The sequence below is a fragment of the Paenibacillus sp. FSL R5-0490 genome (assembly GCF_001956215.1).
GTDB lineage: Bacteria > Bacillota > Bacilli > Bacillales > Cytobacillaceae > Cytobacillus.
This window is the reverse complement of sequence record NZ_MRTQ01000014.1, coordinates 42,177-59,681: the sequence shown is the minus strand read 5'-3', so window position 1 is coordinate 59,681 and position 17,505 is coordinate 42,177. Positions and strand designations below refer to the sequence as shown.

The window sequence follows — 17,505 nt, the reverse complement described above, 5'->3', positions numbered from 1 at the left end:
AGAGAAATGAGCCTTCAAATAAATCTGTTATTAAGAGAGAGTAACTTTACCTAAACATCCATAACTCTGCACCATTTTTAAAATAAACATTCCCGCTGTTATCCATTGTAATGTCGGAAGCAGCTGCACCCGTATATATCGTCTTTTTCATCGTCTTCGGATTCGCCATAAACAGGTTTTCCTCAACAGTCCCATATACCATGCCGTCTTTTCCAATCACAAGTGTTCCATTTTTGAATCGGCCGCTCGTGGCTGGGGTGATGTTCATTGTTTTTGTTTTTTTCGTCCTTGGATCGTAAGCAAACAAGTTTCCGTCCGATAATCCCCAAATCGTGCCATCAGGAGCAGCAGCCAGGCTATGAATCATTCTTGGCTTTGTTAGCGGAAGCGGTATTTGTTCGATTTTTCCGTTCGGATTCTTGCTGTTTAAACGGAAGAATACAGCTGTTTTCTGGGATTCATTTTTGCCATTGCTGAAGATAGTGGTTCCTCCGTAAATATAGCCGCCGCTTGACGCGAGGGATACAACACTTTGTTCAGGAACTATATTCCTCCGGATCGTTTTGCTATTTGAAGCCGGATTGTATACTGCCAATGCTCCGCCGGTTTCGCCGTTTTTCGGATGTGTTCCCATGAACAGACTCCTGGTTGTTTCATCAGCAGCCATTGCCACAATGCGATCCTGCCCGTTGCCTATACTAAAGAGCGGAGGCAGCTTTCCGCCGGAAACAGGCTGTGATGGATCGTATTCATAAACATCAGCTCCCGGGTAAACCCCCAGATACAGCTTGTCATTTAATGTTGCCATCGATTCAGCCTGGCCTACTTTTAAAAGCTCTTTCGTTTCCTTGGTCTGCGGATTGTATGCACTTACCTGCCCTGAGACAAAACCATTTGAAATTATCTGTCCCCGGGGTCCCCGCTCTATGTTGTAGATCGGAATGGACTGGTTTGGCAGATTCAGCTTGTTGACCTGCAGTTCATTCTTAGCCGGGTTGTACAGTAAATAAGTGCCGGAATTCCCTAAAAGACCAACCACTGAGCCGCCCGGGTAATCTTTTTGCTTCAAATTTATCAAATCAATCGAAACAGCTTCGGTTCCTTTTAGTGTTCCCGGTATGCTGCTGGTCTCACCGCTGCTCAGGTTATACTTGCGAAGAGCATAGCCATGTGTATAGTAGACAGAATCCTCATCTGCACTAACCTGTGAAACTCCGCGGGAGCTTGCCGGAATTTCCTCTTTAAAGGCAAAGGTGCGGCTGTCAAAGACAAGGATCTTTTTGCTCGGTTCCAGCTTGGCAAAAAGCAGGCCATTTTCTTCATCTAAATCGTAAACAGATGTTTCACCCTGATATTTATCCGGAAGAATGCTCTGCTTTTTATTAGTAGTTAGGTTCCATGCCACCAGCTGGGCTTTTGCCCCGACCCCGGCGAATAATGTATTCGTTTCTTCGTTATACGCCAGGCTCCTCGCTAATGTTTTTCCGGATAAAACCTGTCCCAGGTCTGTGAATCCTTTGCCGGTTTCATATTTGAAAACACCGCCATTGGGAGAACTACTTCCAAAAACAACTCCAGCACCCGCTGCTTCAAGGTCATGAATGGATGTACCTTTTGCGGCTGCCCTTCCCTTGTCTGATAACGTTTTTGTCTTAGAGTTATAGTGGTATAAATGCCCATTCGGTGTACCGCCAATCCAGACATTCCCGCTGCTGTCTGCAGATACGGCCCATGCACTGGTAGCGCCATTTAACGTCTTTTCATCCCATACTTTATTTCTGACGATATCAATCGCCACAAATTTGGCCGGCTCCCCCTGCAGCAGCACATACATGAGAGCTGTCCCATCCGGCGCATAGCCCGCCGCACCAGTAATAGCAATCGTATTATGTATCTGCGAGCCCAAATTTACAAAACGATTATGTATACATTCCGCTCCTTTTAATTTTGCTTTACTTGGCGTTTCATAAGTCACCCGCGCATCACGATCCACATAATACCCGCCACCGACGCTTAGCATTCCTGGCTTAAAGGCATATATCCGGTAGAACTCCCCTTTTTTTAGAGTTCTGGAAGTGATTCTTTTATTGCCATCCAGCTTGAATAAGGGTGTATCCTTCTCGATATTCAGCCTGCCGATTTGGCCCTTTTTCAGTTCCACGCCATCCCACCATATCCTTGTGGCTTCTCTGTAGGAATTGCATTCTCCCGCTGCGTTTGCCGGCTGATAAATTCCCGCAAGCATAATGAGGGACACAATCAGGGCTTTTAGTCCTTTTTTCATCTGTTCACTCTCCTGTTAACTAGTATATTAGTATTATATATGATTGATAAATAATAGGGGATATTATCCAATTTTTATAATAGGTTTCCGCCTGTAGCAGTTCTTATTTGGGGTTTTTTGCATATCATTATCTTAGTACCAAAAAAAATATAAAGTGAGGTAAATAGAATGAATAAATCCAGATTCAATGCAGCAGAAAATCAACCCCTAAGCCTCCGGTGTTCAGGCTGCTGGGTCGATTCACAACTGACCTATAGCCGAAAAAAGCATAGAAAAAGAGTCGGCAGATAATAAAAAATAAAGATTGGAATATTCGAACCACTGTATGACTGACCTTTAACAATTTCATACTGGAGCTTGCTCCAACCTTATAGCTTGATGGTTGGGCATCTCCTTTATGGAGTCCTTCCATCAAGCTTTTTTATATGATTATGGAAGGATGAGTGACAATGGATTTTATTAATTGGCATGAAGAAGTTCAACGGATTTCAGCGAAGAAGGATGAAGAGAAAAACCGCCTCCAGAGGATACTGGAATTGCAATCAGGAGTGGTAATTGCTTACGATGCTAAGGATAATTACAACGGATATGATTTTGACCTAAATAATCACATCTCTATACTTGTCGATAATTTTGCTGCTTATAAATATAACCTTTATGAGTCGATTATGCAGCATTATGCGAAGGAATTTCCCGATTTCTCCCCAGACTTGTGGAACTGGAATATTAAGAATGCCAGCGAATATCTGGACCGGGTATATTGCGTTGACCGGATTTTATCAATTTCCCATCCTGATTTTAATTATCCGGAAAATCCAATGCAGATAAACGTTCAAATGAAGGCCTGCCGCTATAAATCAGAAAGGCTGTTATTACCTGTTAGAAAAAGCATCAAGTACACGAACCATAAAGGAGATAGCTACAGTCATCCACGAGAACTTTCTAATCTAAATAACATTCAAATTTTTATTTGGTATCATTGGTGTCCTATAAGGCATGATGTGATTATCCATGTTCTAAAAGAACCTAGAGAGCTATTTAAATTGCTGCAAATTGAGAAGGGGTCTTATAAGGAACGCATAGCCGGAAATCCTTTGAAAATCGGGGATGATCATAAAAAAGCGGAAGTGCTCTACCTGGACCCAACTGCAGACCAATTTCCTTCTGATAACTTTATTTTAGTACACAATCCATTTGTTCATTAGCCGATAGGTTTCCTATCGGTTTTTTGTTGAGTCAAGAGGCAGTATTTTTGTTCTATTTTCCCTATAAACCTGTGCCCGATGTATGTAATAAAAGAGGCTGCCAAGACAGCCAAATTACGCTCTCCCGGTCTACCCCCTTTATTATAAAGTCGATTTAATTTTGCTTCACCAATTTCTTCTCTTTAAACCGATTACTCACTTCATTTATAACCATTACCAAGAGTAAGGCTATACCCCAAATAAAATCCTTGAAGAAATTCCCAACATGCAGCGCATTTAACCCGGTTGATAAAAATTGCAATGTCAAAACTGCCATAACAACTCCGGAAATTTTTCCAAATCCGCCTTTAACATTAACTCCCCCCATAACGGCAACAAGAATGGTCTGTAATATATAAGAGGTACCAAAATCAGCTTTTGCAGAATTCGTACTTGCTATAATAAGCAATCCTGCTATTGAAGCAAATAACCCGCTGCAAGCATACGCTTTTAATAAAACAACTGAGTTGCTAATGCCAGAGTATTTCGAAGCGACCGGGTTGGTACCCAATAGTTGAAGCTTTAAGCCAAATGCCCGCTTGTTAAGTAGAATGTAGGCCAGGATGATACAAATTATGAACATTATCAAGGGAAAGGGAATAATCCCAAGACTTCCATTTCCGATATCGGAAAATAACATCGGCAGTCCAACGATTGCCTGGCCTTTAGTTATTACGATTGCAATTCCCATAAACAGCTGCATTGTTCCCAGGGTTACTAATATAGGAGGAATTCCAATTAATGATACAGCGATCCCATTGACCAAGCCGCATAGCAAACCCATGATAACCGAACAAGCAACTGCCCCTGCAATAATTAGAATACTTGTCATTAATGACGCATCAGGAGGAAGAAACTTCACCATAATACCAGCTGCAAGAATTGATGTCAGGTTCGCAATACTGACAATTGAAAGGTCAATCCCTCCTGACACCATAGTAATCATCATAGCTATAGACAAAATTCCAAATACAGGAAATTGGTATGCCATCGAAATAAAACTATCTAAGGATAGAAATGTTGAAGGACTAATGCTGCCCATCAAAATAAAAACAAACATCATAATAAAGAATAGACGTGTTAAATTTCCGTCTTTGTTTAAAATCGGAAGAATCAACTGTTTTCTTTGGCCAGGTTCTATAGGTCCAGGGTTTGGCTTTGGAATATTTAACATAATAACCTCCTGACGTACTGCTTATGTTAATATCGATTTTCTCTTTGCATTTGTCTTTTTTACCTGAACAGCTGTAAGACCAGTTCCAATTAAAATAAGCCCTCCGATTACAAATCGCTGCCAGTAAGATGGAATCCCCATTAAAATTAAACTATTTTGAATTGTTATAACAAGAAGAAGGCCTAATAGTGCACCTTTAATGGTTCCATGCCCGCCAGAGATTCTTGTTCCCCCAAGGACCACAGCTGCTATGATCAAAAGCTCTGACCCCATTAAATCCACAGGATTAGAATTTCTCATCATACTTGTATGCATAATTCCGGCTATGCCGGACAACATTCCAACAAAGGAATACACGAAAAACTGAATAAAGACAGGTGAAAAACCAATTCTTTCTGCCGATGCCGGATCTCCTCCGAAGGCATAAATAGAACGGCCTATCATCGTATATTTCAATAATAATGAAACTAAAATTACTATACCTGCTGTTACTAATACAGATATAGGGAGACCTACCACAATACCTGTCTCATCAGTAAATTTCAGGATTTGCATTTTTGAGAAGTTAAGCATTGAAGTTGGAAGATTGCTAATTTGGCTGCTTCCAATAAACGTAAGTAAAAAACCACTAAATAAAGAGGATGTACCAAGAGTGACAATAAGTGTGGGAAGCTTAAATAAAGCTATAAAAACAGCATTAATAATTCCCAGAATCAACCCTATAGCACCTCCAATGAGAAAGGGAACAATTATAGGACCATTAAAACCAGCTTCTGATAAGATCGTGGTGGTAGTAAACATGCTAAATGCCGCAATGGCAGGAAATGATACGTCAATCCCCCCTGATACAAGGACAATCAAAGCACAAACTACAAAGACTCCAGGAACAATGCCGCTTCTAATCAAATCAAACAAATTATTTATTGAAAAAAAAGCACTATTTTGGCTGCCAATCGTCAAAAACAGCAAGCTAATAATTACAATTAAATAAAATTCAGTAGTCTGAAAGAATTTATTATACATAGAACACCTTCTTTCTGATAACTCTTCTAAGCTTCTTGAAGTTCTGACCAGGTTTTCTGATTAAAATCTCTGCCTTTTACTTCACCAGATATTCTTCCTTTATTCATAACCAGAACACGATTGCAGTTCTGCCTTAGCTCAGTCAGATCATCTGAAATTAATAACACGCCTAATCCACCCTTTGCTAAATCCTTTATAATATTATGGATATCTTCCTTAGCTCCAATATCAACCCCGACAGTTGGTCCATTCAATATTAAAATATTTGGATTGCTGGATAACCATTTTGCTAATACCACTTTTTGCTGATTTCCTCCTGATAGTGCTTTGACCGGAAGCTTGGAGGAATGTGTAACAACTCCTAGTTTGCCAATCCAATTTTCAACGGATTGATTTATTTTGTCCTGATTTAACATTTTTAATTTGGTCAAGAGACTAACCACTGTACTGGCAATAATATTTCTCTCTATAGATTGTTCTAAGAACAGACCTTCAGTAAGACGATCCTCTGGTACGTATACAATTTTTTCTTTTATCGCTTTTTGTACTGAATCTATCTTAATTTCTTTACTATTTATAAAAACTTTTCCGCTGGTTGCTGGCAATAATCCAAATAATGATTCAGCGAGCTCAGTCCTCCCTGAACCCAGCAAACCAGTAAGCCCCACTATTTCACCAGGATAAATTTCGATTGAGACATTCTCAAAGGAATGATCTAAACCAAATTTATCTGTTCTTAAAATTGGCACCTTATTTTTGACATCAACATCATAGTATTTATCCTGCAGCTTTCTGCCAGTCATATGATAAACTAATTTCTCTGTATTCATATTCTTGGCCTGTTCTGAAATGACATTTGAGCCATTTCTCAGGATCGTGATGCGTTCCGAAATGGCAAAAATCTCTTCAAGCTTATGGCTTACAAATAATACAGAAATGCCATCTTGTTTTAACCCATTAATTACTCTGAATAGCTCGTCAACCTCTTTATGTGTAAGCGCGGTAGTCGGCTCGTCCATAACAATTAATTTTGCCTTCTGCATCAGTGCCCTTGAAATAGCAATTAACTGTTTATCTGCAACAGATAGATTTTCAACTTTTTCGTTTAACTCAAGATCCACATTTATTTTACTCAGTGCTTCCTTTGCAATACGCCTCATATTAGGCCAGCTGACTACTTTTCTTTTAGCAGAAAGTTCACTGCCCAAGGCTATATTTTCAGCTACTGTTAAATTTGGAAAAATTGAAAAGTCCTGGTAGATTACTTGAATTCCCTCTTTAATGGCTTCTAATGGACTTAGATGTTTATACTTCTTGCCATTGATCAAAATTTCGCCATGGTCCGGTGTATGCACACCGGACATGACCTTTATTAATGTTGATTTCCCGCAACCATTTTCACCTGCCAAACAATGGATTTCCCCTGGTTGAATGGTCAGGCTGACTCCCTTTAATGCTTTAACTCCACCAAAGGACTTTGTTATATTCTCCAATTGAATAAGCGGACTTTCCATTCTTTAATCATCCTTCCTATCCAGAAGCGGATTTTAGAAGTTGTAATCAGATGCATTTTCTTTCCCAACGCCTACCCATGCGCTGCCATAGATATATTTTCCATCCACAACTTTAATATTTTCATATCCTGGCACACCAAGATCTACGCCTTCTTTAATTTCCTCTTTCTTTCCATCCAGTACCATTTCAGCAAGTTTATTCATCACATAACCTGCGTCAGCGGGATCCCAGAAACCAATTTGCGACATAGCTCCACTCTCTAAGTATTGTTTACTAACCGAAGGAACACTCGTTCCAACAACGCTCACTTTTCCATTCAGCCCCATCTCTTCTACTGCCAGTGCAGCACCTGCGGCATCATTACCCGAAGACCCCTGGAAGCCTTTTAGATCAGGATATGCCTTGATAGTCTCTCTAAACTTTTCACTAGCTGTTTTAAGGTCATCATTTGTTTCCAGTTTCCTCGCAACCGCTTTCATATTTGGATATTTCTCCATTTGACGTTTATAGCCGCCTTCTTCCCACTGTATGTGGGATTGAGTTGTTAAACTTCCAACTGTTGTCATGTATTCGCCTTCTTCTCCCATGGCTTCAGCGAGATTATCCATTAAAAAGGCGCCGTATTCATAGTTATCAAAAGCTTCAATATTAAAGTCAGTATTTTTCATTCCATCTGCTTCATGGGTAATTACCACTATTCCTTTGTCTCTGGCTTTTTTCAGTACCGGTTCTAACGCTTCTGCAGAGAATGGAACTACTGTAATGGCATCCACTTTTTGCGCTATTAAGTCTTCAATTATTTGCACTTGAAGAGCTGCATCTGCTTTTTGCGGCCCCTGCATAAAAGTTTCATGTCCAGTATCTTCACCAAACTTTTCTATGCCCTCTTCTAAACGGTCAAACCAGGCAACTCCAGTCAATTTAACAACTGTGGCAATCTTATATTTGCCATCACCATCTTTTTCCTCACCTGCAACTTGCTCTTCTCCATTATTTCCACAGGCGGCGAGAAATAAAGTAAGGATAAGCAGCATACTTAAGATAGAATAACTTGCTTTTTTCATTGACAAATTCCCCCTTGTTTTTTGCTACTAAAATATCTCAATATAGACGTTCACTTAGTATGAGTGAATGATATTTTTTAAATTATTTATATTTTCAGTAAACTTTTGCTGCACGAAATTCTTTTACCTTATCCATAAACTCTCTTGTCCGCTCCTGGCACACCATATTTTCAAATTTCCCATCAACCTTAAAAGTCGTTCCTACCACTGCCCCATCAGCAATAGTCAGCTGCTGCTCGAAGTTTGAACTCCTGACTCCTGTATTGGCAAGAACAACAGTTTCCGGAACTGCCTTTTTCACTTTCATCAGTGTTTGAGAGTCTGTCATAGCCCCTGCTGTCATACCAGAAACACAAAGAGCATCCGGACGATTATTAAAGACTGTAGATTTTGCGATACTCTCTATATCCCGATCAGCAAGATATTTGGCAGCTTCCGGTACAATATTGTATAAAAGCTTAACATTTTCTGCACCAATCCGATGTTGATGGCGGATGGTTTCTCCGACATTCGTATCCCAAGTTCCGAAATCACTTGCATATACACCTGTGAAGATTTCCCTGACAAATAGTGCATCCGTGGCTGCAGCTAAATCAAGCGACTTTTTCGCATCCCATAAGACATTGACACCAAAAGGGATTTTAATTTCAGATTTTAATTCTCCAATTACTCTTGCCATTGCCGCGACTGTTTCAGTATTCACGTCTGTTAAGTACGGAAGGCTAAATTCGTTGGAAAACATTACAGCATCAACGCCGCCCTCTTGAAGAGCATGTAAATCTCTGCGCGCCATCTGAACTACATAGTCCATCCCTCTGTCCTTATTATAATGCGGATCTCCCGGCAGAGGCTGCAAGTGACACATAGCAATAATAGCCTTTTCTGTTCCGATTACTTCATTTAACCATGTCATAATAAATTCCCCCTTGTCGTTTATAAAACTTAAATTCTATCCTCTTGCAAACTTATTTGTGCCATCTAGTGAATGTAAAATACCAACAAGTAAATCTGTTAACTGATCTACATCTTTTAAGTTTATTGCTTCTATTGGAGAGTGAGAATAGCGGGCTGGATAACCCAAGTCTACGATTGGAAACCCATCATTCTCAAGTTGACTGAATGATGCATCTGTAAGTATCCCCATGCAAACAGCCGGCTGAAGCGGCATGCTCATTTCACTTGCTACACTCTTAATATGCTTTACAAATTTCGGATTAGGAATTACTCCACCTAATGTGCCTCTTCCATGAAAAGTATACAACCCAATAGTCGGCCCTCCTCCCAGCTGAACATTTCCCTCATTTTCTAAATCCGGGGTGTCTGTAGCAATAGAGATATCCAATGTAATTCCAATATCCGGTTTTATTTTCCTTATAGCTGGAAGCACCCCCCTCAAATTAAATTCTTCCTGCACTGAAAACACCAGGTAAACTTCGCAAGGAAACTCTTTATCTTTCATACGATCTGCCAATTCAAGCAATGATAGACACCCTGCCCGATTATCGAGAGAATTGCTGAAAACCAAAGCTTCGTTATTAAAAAATTGTCTTGCGTAAGCTACAGGCGTACCAATATCAATTCCTGCCTGCAATGCTTCACTGCTTGATTGGAACCCAAAATCAGCATATATCTCATTTACAGGCAAAACACGGTATTTCTCATCAGGCTTTGTCACATGATGAGATTTTGCTCCGATGACACCCTGCCATGTTTTATTCTCTGTCTCGATAATAATAGGTGTACCTGCCAGACTCTTTTCAGGAATACCCCCTAATCTTTCAAGCCGGAGAAAACCGTTTTTTTCTACTTTTTTCACAACAAGCCCTAATTCATCCATATGGGCGAAGACCAGAACTTTAAATGGGGCGTTATCCTTTGACCTGTTCATCTGGACAATTACATTTCCTAGTGGATCAATGCTTAATTCCGCTGCTAAAGGAGCCAATTTCTCAGATACATAGTTGATCATTGAATCTTCATAACCAGACAGAGCCACAATTGATGTTAATTCTTTTAGTCTTTCTATCATATCTTCAAGTCTTTGTTCCATTTTTTAACCTCCTTTTTCAAGTTACAAATTGTCCATCAGATCCCTAGTCTGCTCATATAGTTTCCTATATACTTTGTAAGTACCTTCAAGAACCTTTTCTTTATCCGGCTCTGGACTAACCACGTAATCTGCTGACACCCATTTTTCCATTTCTTCTATTTTTTCATTCCAGCCTAATGCAAGTGAGCATAAAAAGGCATTTCCATAAGCAGCCCCAATCGTAACTTTCGGCACAATCTGAGTTAATCCGCAGATATTGCTTACACACTGAAGCCAAAGCTTATTCTTTGTTCCCCCGCCAACTGCGAAGATACGATTTATTTTAAATCCGCTTCTCGACATTTCATCAAGATTATGCCTAATAGAACAAGCTACTCCTTCTAAAATGGATCGGTACATATCCGCTTTTGAATGCTGAAGAGTTAAGCCGAAAAATACACCTTTGGCATTTGAATGATGAATAGGTGTTCGCTCCCCGCTAAAATACGGCAGAGTAATAAGGCCATTTGAACCAACAGGACTTTTTGCTGCCAGTTCGGTAAAATATTGATAACTTTCACTTATATTCATAGGTGATTGTTCATTAGAATTCCCTTCATTTTCGTCTCTCCATTGATCAATAAACCAACGGGTTAGGGAACCTGCAGTAGCCGTGCCTCCTGTCAGGGTTTTTAACTGTGGAACTGCATGTAAATTTGGCCAGAGTTTTTCTGATTGTGCTAATAAGCCTGTAACAAGAATAAAGAAAGTGGAACTCCCATACATAAGCATCAAATCACCTTCTTCTACCGCTCCTACACTAATCGATTCTGATAAAGCATCCGCTGTTCCGGCGATCACCTTCGTTCCGGCTTGCAGCCCCGTAATATCGGCAGCTTCACTCGTAACCTCCCCCACAATATCGCAGCTCCAAGCTAATCTAGGCATTTTATCCCTTTCAGTAATATGCAGAAGCATTTCTTCATTCCAGTCTTTTTTATGGATATCATAAAGAGGTGAATAAGATACGGCGGTATAGTGATCTATTGTTTTTTCCCCAGTTAGTTTATATACAATGAACCCTGAACCACAAAGAAATGTCCGGGTATTTTTATAGACTTCCGGCTCATTCTCCTTTATCCACAATATCTTCGGCCCTGCTGATTGCGAAGAGAGACTATGTCCAGCGATACTATGGATTTTGTCCTTCCCAATTCGCTCATGTAAATGAAGTATTTGCTGCTCAGCCCTTGTATCCACTCCGTAAAGAATGGCCTTCCTTAAAGGATTCCCTTCTGAATCCACAGGTACAACGGCTGGAGCAATAGAACTTATTCCTACTGCCTTAACATCAGATGCATTTATCCCAAGCTCAGCTTTCCCCCTGGTTAGGAGAGTATGGCTGATTTCCGCAAACTCCATCCACCAATTTTGATTTGCATCATGTTCAGCCCAGCCCTTGTATGGTATTTCAAGCCGATGTGGTACTGCATAACTAATCATTATTTCTCCTGCTTGGTTTACAAGAACGCCTTTTGACTCGTAGGTCCCAATGTCAACTCCCATAACGTAGGACAACCGCTACACCACCTCTTTATATATTAGACGAAGGTGACATTCGTGATATTTTGTAAACCAGGATGTAATGGGTGACTTTCTCTTGCATTCGTTACTATTTCATCGATCTGATTAAATTCACATAATCTCACTAGCGCCTTTTCCATAAACTTTGAGTGATCTACTACAGCAATAACTTTCCTTGACCGTGATATAAAAGCACGTTTAACTTCAGCCTCTTCTATACTGTAATCAGTTGGTCCAGATTCAAATTCCATCCCGGCTGCACCAAAGTAATACTTATCAAAGTTAAACTTTTTGACTGTCTCAAGAGCCATACTTCCAATTAGAGACATCTCATTTTTCCGAATTAAACCGCCAATCATGTAAACCTCAAGACTGCTGCTACGTGAAAGTATGTTCGCGACTTGCAGGGAAGATGTAAAAATAGTTATATTTGATCTTTTTAAAAGTTCCTTGGCAATTTCCGCTGTTGTTGTTCCGACATCCAGAGCTATTACTTCCCCTTCTTTTATCTGCTCTACCACGTATTTGGCAATTTTCCTTTTCTCTTCGATATGCTTCCTTTGCCTTTGATTATACAAAGGCTCAAAACCAGGTATCTGCAGAGTCGCCTTTCCTCTTTCACGCACAATTAATCCCTGTTTCTCAAGAAATGACAGATCTCTTCGAATAGTCACTTCAGAAACCTTCAGTTTTAACGCTAAGTCTTCTACATTAAGTGTAGAAACATCCTCCAGAAGGTTTAATATTGTTTTATGTCTTCCAATAAGCATTTATATCAAACTCCTTGTAGTTAATTTATCACAAATGATCATAAGTGATCAATAATTATCTGAAAATTTATAAAAAATAATTAATAAACCATTAAATTTGGTCATAATTGACTTTTACTTATAAAAAATGGTCACTTTTCTATATTTAATAATATTAACGATCATAAATGATCATTCTTTGATCATTCCAATTTTAATTATACACAACTTACCTCCTAGACAATTTTCTCATCCCTTATCATTATTTATCATTTCGATTCATATGCTTTCATAAGAAGGAGTGAAATTCATGCTTCAAGATGAAAGAACCGAAAGAATCGTTCAATACATCAACAAACAGGGGTTTGTCAAAACCAATGAACTTATTGATTTATTCAATGTCTCAAAACCTACTATTATAAGGGACTTATTAAAATTAGAAAAAGACGGTTCCATAATTCGTACTCACGGAGGAGCCAAAAGTATTCATAAGGGTACGAATTTTGAACCAACACATATGACAAAAGAACAGACCTCCCACTCAGAAAAAGAGAGTATAGCCATAAAAGCTAAAGAGCTGGTTCAGCCTGGGGAAACCATTCTCCTTGATAGCGGAACAACCACATTAATGTTGGCCAAACAGCTTGTGAACTTTGAGAACATCACTGTGATTACGAATGATATAAAAATAGCAATGTGCTTATCTGATAATGATTCTATTGACTTAGTTGTTCTAGGGGGACAAAGGCGTAAAGGAGTATATAGCCTAATCGGCCCCTTAACAGAATCCATTCTAAATCAATTACATGTTGATAAGGTATTTCTTGGTGCAGATGCAATCGATCTGCAAAAAGGAATTACAAACTCAAATATCGATGAATCAAATATCAAGAAAACGATGCTTACTATAGGAAATAGCATAATTTTATTAGCTGACAGCAGTAAATTTAATTGTGCCGCTTTCATGAAAATTGATGAAGTTTCTGCTGTTCATTTCATTATTACTGATAATGGAATCCATAAAAGGATCTCAGTGAAGCAGTTTAAAGAACAGGGTGTGGAAATTTTAATAGCGGAATAGGAGGGAATAAATTTGCACCTTTCAGATCTAATAAGTTCAGAGTTTATTTTTCTAAATGTAAGTGCTTACACGAATATCGAGGCGATCTCAATTCTTGCTGATTATTTATTCAATAAGAAAGTTGTGAAAGCATCGTTTAAACAAGCTGTTTTACAAAGAGAAGAAACCTCACCTACCGGCTTACAAACCAAATCAGCAGGCATTGCCATACCTCACACTGATATTGAACATGTGAACAGAAATATTATTGCGATAGCAGTTCTAAAAGAGCCTGTTTACTTTTGCAGCATGGAAGATCCCCAAAGAAAGATAGAAACCAATCTTGTATTTATGTTAGCTCTCCAAGATCCCCATGGCCATTTGAATGTATTAAAGGAATTAATAATGGTTTTCCAAGATGAAGAAACACTATCACATTTAATTTCATCCTCTACTCCGGAAGAGCTCTATGGTTATTTAAGAAACAGAAGTTGACCTTTAATATTATCGTTCTTAAGAAGTGATTCTAATTTGAATTGGGATAATCCCTCATGGGTTTATTTATAGATCAGCTTTGAGAAAACATAATGGCAATTGCTATAGATCTTGTTATTGGGAGGTGATTTATATATGAAGACAATCATAGTTGCCTGTGGTGCGGGTGTTGCTACTTCAACTCTTATTGTTGATAGACTCAACAGCCTATTAAAGAGTCATCAAATTCGAGCAAAAATTATCCAATGTAACCTGGGAGAAATTGAGGGCCATACGAAATATGCTGACCTTATTGTCACATCGATGAAATTGAATAAAAACTTTGAAATCCCTTCTATTACTGCAGTGTCTTTTATTACCGGAATTGGACAAGAGGAAACTGAAAGCTTGATATTGGGTCATTTAAACCCCCAAATTTAATAGAAAAGGGGAACTTCTATGGATTTAATTGTTAATCTTTTTGATTACATCAGCAATCTTGGTTCAATTGTTATGATCCCCGTCATGATCGCTATTGTTGGGCTTTTATTTAGATTAAGTATATTAAAAGCCATACGCGCAGGAGTCATGGTCGGGATAGGATTCATCGGCTTAAATCTCGTATTAAATTTGATTTGGGATTATATTGGTCCTGTCACCACTATTCTTATTGAAAAATTCAATTTAAACCTTTCAGTTGTGGATGCCGGATGGCCAGCAGCTGCAGGGCTAGCTTTTGCTACCAAAGTCGGAGTAGTCATCATCCCCTTCATTATACTAGTCAACATCCTCATGCTCATCACCAAACAGACAAAAACGGTCAATATTGATATATGGAATTACTGGCACTTTGCTTTCACCGGCGGGGTCATTATGACCATATCCGGCAGCTTTTGGTACGGATTACTAGGTGCTGCTGCCCACGCAGTCATTGCTTTAAAAATTGCTGATATTTCCGCTAAAAGAGTACAAGATGAGCTGGGTCTTCCTGGAGTCTCAATTCCTCAAGGGTTTGCGATCACGACAGTCCCTATTTATATGCTATTAGACAAAATATACGATAGATTACCCGGATTCAAGAATAGAAGAGTTGATAGTGAAGCCATTAACAAGAAGTTGGGAATTATGGGCGAACCATTAATGATAGGTCTAGTTCTAGGTATTATCATCGGAATCGCAGTTGGATATGATCTAAAACAAACCGCTGAGCTTGGAATTGCTATGGCAGCACTAATGCTCCTATTACCTAGAATGGTTAAAGTCATTATGGAAGGGCTGATTCCGATTTCAGATGGAGCCAAATCCTTCATGCAAAAACGTTTTAAAGGCTCTGAATTTTATATTGGTTTAGACTCAGCAGTTCTCCTCGGCCATTCAAATACAATCACAGTTGGAATTTTACTAATACCTGTAGCACTTATTTTAGCAATGGCACTTCCCTTTAATACTACATTGCCATTTGGCGACTTGGCCGCCACCGCCTTTTTTATAGCAATGGCTACTCCCATTCACAAAGGAGACTTTTTCAGAACATTAATAAGCGGAACAATCGTAATGGGAGTTGTATTAACATTCGCCAGTTATTTCGCACCAATTATTACCGAAACAGCTATGAATACTGGATTCCAATTCCCAGAAGGAGCCGCTAAAATCACAGCACTTTCAGCAGGTAACTGGATAGCATATGTGATTTCATTGTTTGCCCAATTAAAGTTTATTGGCGTCATCCTGATTATCCTTTTAACAGGAGGAATGCTATATTTCTTCCGTAAAAGCAAGAGCTTAGAAGAAGCGCAGGAAGAGGCAGGACAATGATATTGTCACAGCATCAATAATAGAGAAAGGATCGTATAAGCATTGCAGAAAAAACAGATGATTATATCTCCATCAATTGCTTCAGCTAATCAATTGTGCCTGGAAAAGGAAGTAAAACGCATCCACCATTCTTATGAAGATCTTCATATCGACATTGAAGATGGAAACTTTATCCCTAATATTACTTTTGGCATGAAGACTATTAAAGCACTAAGGTCTATAACATCTCTCCCTTTTTCCTTTCACTTAATGGTTACTGATCCTTATAGATATCTAGAAGACATCTTCTCATTAAACCCCAGTATCATTTTTGTACACGTTGAGTCAGTTGACTATACGAGCGATATTATCCAGCGTGTTAGGAGAGAGGGAATTAAATGCGGCCTTGCATTCAACCCGGCGACAATGGTGAATCAGTATAAGTATTTATTAAATAAAGTTGATGGTGTTCTCATAATGACAGCTGAGCCTGATGGGAAAGGCCAGATGTTCATCCCTGAAATGGCCGAAAAAATTAAATTTGTACGGAGTTTTAATCATCAGAAAACTGACATTTGGGTGGATGGGGCTATCACTTATGATAAGCTGGAATCTCTTAAAGCAATTGGGGTAAGTCACGCTGTAATGGGAAGACAGATATTTGGAACGTAGAATTCGCCTTTTGTATGGTGAAGTAAATCTCATATTACCCGGGATCATATGACATTACAGTTCCCGTCTATTACACTAGCACCTTCATTAGTAGGCGTACCGACTGCGCGATTGATGATATAGAGTGTAAAGAAAACGAGATCATCATTCCACCAGTCGACAGAAGATAGGTGGAAAGATGAAAGCATAGGGACAGGACTCTTACAAATGGAATGAATTTGGTTTCTTGCAAAAAGAAAAGCCCTGCAAAGATTTCTCACCACAGAGCTTTCTTTCTAAGTAAGCAGCAGAACCTTCCCTATGTTTGTAAAAGATGAGACACAAAAAGAGCTCAGCTGGATTGTCTCCAGCCAAGCTCTTCTTCTAACTATCTTAACTTCTTAGAACTCACATAACAAGTTATTCAATTTTACTTGTGAGACATTTCATAAGCTCTTTTGAGAAACAAGCTTCAATTGGCTCTGACAGACACCTAATACACTTTAAATGACTCATACCTGCTGTTTTTCTGTAAGATTTGAACCTGATGGAAGACAGATTCCAGTATTAAAGAGTTCTTCAGAAACACTTTTGGTGGAAGCGTGAGAAAAATATTCTGCTCCTTTAATTAATGGCTGCAGATGCAGCGGCTTCCACACCGGTAATGCCTCAGTACTTTTATCAGCAAGAGCATTGATTATATCCATAGGGGTTACTCCCAGCTTTTCAGCATCAATGGTAAGTGTAGTCACATTTAACCAATAATACTTTCGAAGAATTGGGCATGTGCTTCACAGAATACTTCTTTATTTATTCCAACTTTCGAATATTTTCTGCTGAAAAAAGACTCCGGATCCATA

Annotated in this window: 16 protein-coding genes; 6 read left to right on the top strand and 10 right to left on the bottom strand. The window is 39.1% G+C overall.

Going from position 1 to position 17,505, the window contains the following annotated elements; all coding sequences use genetic code 11:
- Window positions 1-46: 46 nt before the first annotated feature.
- Window positions 47-2,284 (bottom strand): hypothetical protein, encoded by a 2,238-nt coding sequence (locus tag BK139_RS23995; RefSeq protein WP_076259450.1) that lies wholly within the window; start codon window positions 2,282-2,284, stop codon window positions 47-49.
- A 449-nt stretch (window positions 2,285-2,733) separates the two neighbouring features.
- Between BK139_RS23995 and BK139_RS13080 the strand changes: the two genes are divergently transcribed.
- Window positions 2,734-3,489, top strand: coding sequence for a ubiquitin family protein (locus tag BK139_RS13080; RefSeq protein WP_076259448.1), 756 nt, complete (start codon window positions 2,734-2,736; stop codon window positions 3,487-3,489).
- A 154-nt stretch (window positions 3,490-3,643) separates the two neighbouring features.
- On the opposite strand, the gene BK139_RS13075 is transcribed toward BK139_RS13080, so the two are convergent.
- The 8 genes from BK139_RS13075 to BK139_RS13040 form a co-directional block, all read right to left on the bottom strand.
- A complete protein-coding gene (locus BK139_RS13075; RefSeq protein ID WP_083675363.1) occupies window positions 3,644-4,702 on the bottom strand; it encodes an ABC transporter permease in 1,059 nt (352 codons plus the stop codon).
- Between the two features lie 21 nt (window positions 4,703-4,723).
- Complete coding sequence (locus tag BK139_RS13070; protein ID WP_076259446.1) at window positions 4,724-5,725, bottom strand: ABC transporter permease; 1,002 nt, start codon at window positions 5,723-5,725, stop codon at window positions 4,724-4,726.
- Between the two features lie 26 nt (window positions 5,726-5,751).
- Window positions 5,752-7,239: a sugar ABC transporter ATP-binding protein gene (locus BK139_RS13065; protein ID WP_076259444.1), complete on the bottom strand. Its 1,488-nt coding sequence runs from the start codon at window positions 7,237-7,239 to the stop codon at window positions 5,752-5,754.
- 33 nt (window positions 7,240-7,272) lie between these two features.
- Complete coding sequence (locus tag BK139_RS13060; RefSeq protein ID WP_076259442.1) at window positions 7,273-8,304, bottom strand: autoinducer 2 ABC transporter substrate-binding protein; 1,032 nt, start codon at window positions 8,302-8,304, stop codon at window positions 7,273-7,275.
- 94 nt (window positions 8,305-8,398) lie between these two features.
- Complete coding sequence (locus BK139_RS13055) at window positions 8,399-9,217, bottom strand: BtpA/SgcQ family protein (protein WP_076259440.1); 819 nt, start codon at window positions 9,215-9,217, stop codon at window positions 8,399-8,401.
- 36 nt (window positions 9,218-9,253) lie between these two features.
- Window positions 9,254-10,354, bottom strand: coding sequence for a M42 family metallopeptidase (locus tag BK139_RS13050; protein WP_076259438.1), 1,101 nt, complete (start codon window positions 10,352-10,354; stop codon window positions 9,254-9,256).
- 21 nt (window positions 10,355-10,375) lie between these two features.
- The gene (locus BK139_RS13045; RefSeq protein ID WP_076259436.1) at window positions 10,376-11,911 is read right to left on the bottom strand and encodes an FGGY-family carbohydrate kinase; all 1,536 of its coding nucleotides are present in this window, start codon (window positions 11,909-11,911) and stop codon (window positions 10,376-10,378) included.
- A gap of 23 nt (window positions 11,912-11,934) precedes the next feature.
- Window positions 11,935-12,687, bottom strand: coding sequence for a DeoR/GlpR family DNA-binding transcription regulator (locus BK139_RS13040; protein ID WP_076259434.1), 753 nt, complete (start codon window positions 12,685-12,687; stop codon window positions 11,935-11,937).
- Window positions 12,688-12,976: 289 nt separating this feature from the next.
- On the opposite strand from BK139_RS13040, the gene BK139_RS13035 reads away from it, so the two are divergent.
- From BK139_RS13035 to BK139_RS13015, 5 genes are all read left to right on the top strand, one after another.
- Window positions 12,977-13,747 (top strand): DeoR/GlpR family DNA-binding transcription regulator, encoded by a 771-nt coding sequence (locus BK139_RS13035; RefSeq protein ID WP_076259432.1) that lies wholly within the window; start codon window positions 12,977-12,979, stop codon window positions 13,745-13,747.
- Between the two features lie 12 nt (window positions 13,748-13,759).
- Entirely contained in the window at window positions 13,760-14,221 is a 462-nt protein-coding gene (locus tag BK139_RS13030) for a PTS sugar transporter subunit IIA (protein ID WP_175609115.1), read from the top strand.
- A 135-nt stretch (window positions 14,222-14,356) separates the two neighbouring features.
- A complete protein-coding gene (locus tag BK139_RS13025) occupies window positions 14,357-14,641 on the top strand; it encodes a PTS sugar transporter subunit IIB (protein ID WP_076259430.1) in 285 nt (94 codons plus the stop codon).
- A gap of 18 nt (window positions 14,642-14,659) precedes the next feature.
- Window positions 14,660-16,015, top strand: coding sequence for a PTS galactitol transporter subunit IIC (locus tag BK139_RS13020; protein ID WP_076259428.1), 1,356 nt, complete (start codon window positions 14,660-14,662; stop codon window positions 16,013-16,015).
- A gap of 42 nt (window positions 16,016-16,057) precedes the next feature.
- Window positions 16,058-16,666 (top strand): ribulose-phosphate 3-epimerase, encoded by a 609-nt coding sequence (locus BK139_RS13015; protein ID WP_083675361.1) that lies wholly within the window; start codon window positions 16,058-16,060, stop codon window positions 16,664-16,666.
- Between the two features lie 491 nt (window positions 16,667-17,157).
- On the opposite strand, the gene BK139_RS13010 is transcribed toward BK139_RS13015, so the two are convergent.
- Window positions 17,158-17,352 (bottom strand): hypothetical protein, encoded by a 195-nt coding sequence (locus BK139_RS13010; RefSeq protein ID WP_076259426.1) that lies wholly within the window; start codon window positions 17,350-17,352, stop codon window positions 17,158-17,160.
- Between the last annotated feature and the right edge of the window lie 153 nt (window positions 17,353-17,505).

What these genes read in the sequence shown, in the direction of transcription:
- BK139_RS23995 (WP_076259450.1), bottom strand. Translation starts at nt 2,284, where the DNA reads ATGAAAAAAGGACTAAAAGCCCTGATTGTGTCCCTCATTATGCTTGCG.
- BK139_RS13080 (WP_076259448.1), top strand. Translation starts at nt 2,734, where the DNA reads ATGGATTTTATTAATTGGCATGAAGAAGTTCAACGGATTTCAGCGAAG.
- BK139_RS13075 (WP_083675363.1), bottom strand. Translation starts at nt 4,702, where the DNA reads ATGTTAAATATTCCAAAGCCAAACCCTGGACCTATAGAACCTGGCCAA.
- BK139_RS13070 (WP_076259446.1), bottom strand. Translation starts at nt 5,725, where the DNA reads ATGTATAATAAATTCTTTCAGACTACTGAATTTTATTTAATTGTAATT.
- BK139_RS13065 (WP_076259444.1), bottom strand. Translation starts at nt 7,239, where the DNA reads ATGGAAAGTCCGCTTATTCAATTGGAGAATATAACAAAGTCCTTTGGT.
- BK139_RS13060 (WP_076259442.1), bottom strand. Translation starts at nt 8,304, where the DNA reads ATGAAAAAAGCAAGTTATTCTATCTTAAGTATGCTGCTTATCCTTACT.
- BK139_RS13055 (WP_076259440.1), bottom strand. Translation starts at nt 9,217, where the DNA reads ATGACATGGTTAAATGAAGTAATCGGAACAGAAAAGGCTATTATTGCT.
- BK139_RS13050 (WP_076259438.1), bottom strand. Translation starts at nt 10,354, where the DNA reads ATGGAACAAAGACTTGAAGATATGATAGAAAGACTAAAAGAATTAACA.
- BK139_RS13040 (WP_076259434.1), bottom strand. Translation starts at nt 12,687, where the DNA reads ATGCTTATTGGAAGACATAAAACAATATTAAACCTTCTGGAGGATGTT.
- BK139_RS13035 (WP_076259432.1), top strand. Translation starts at nt 12,977, where the DNA reads ATGCTTCAAGATGAAAGAACCGAAAGAATCGTTCAATACATCAACAAA.
- BK139_RS13025 (WP_076259430.1), top strand. Translation starts at nt 14,357, where the DNA reads ATGAAGACAATCATAGTTGCCTGTGGTGCGGGTGTTGCTACTTCAACT.
- BK139_RS13020 (WP_076259428.1), top strand. Translation starts at nt 14,660, where the DNA reads ATGGATTTAATTGTTAATCTTTTTGATTACATCAGCAATCTTGGTTCA.
- BK139_RS13010 (WP_076259426.1), bottom strand. Translation starts at nt 17,352, where the DNA reads ATGGATATAATCAATGCTCTTGCTGATAAAAGTACTGAGGCATTACCG.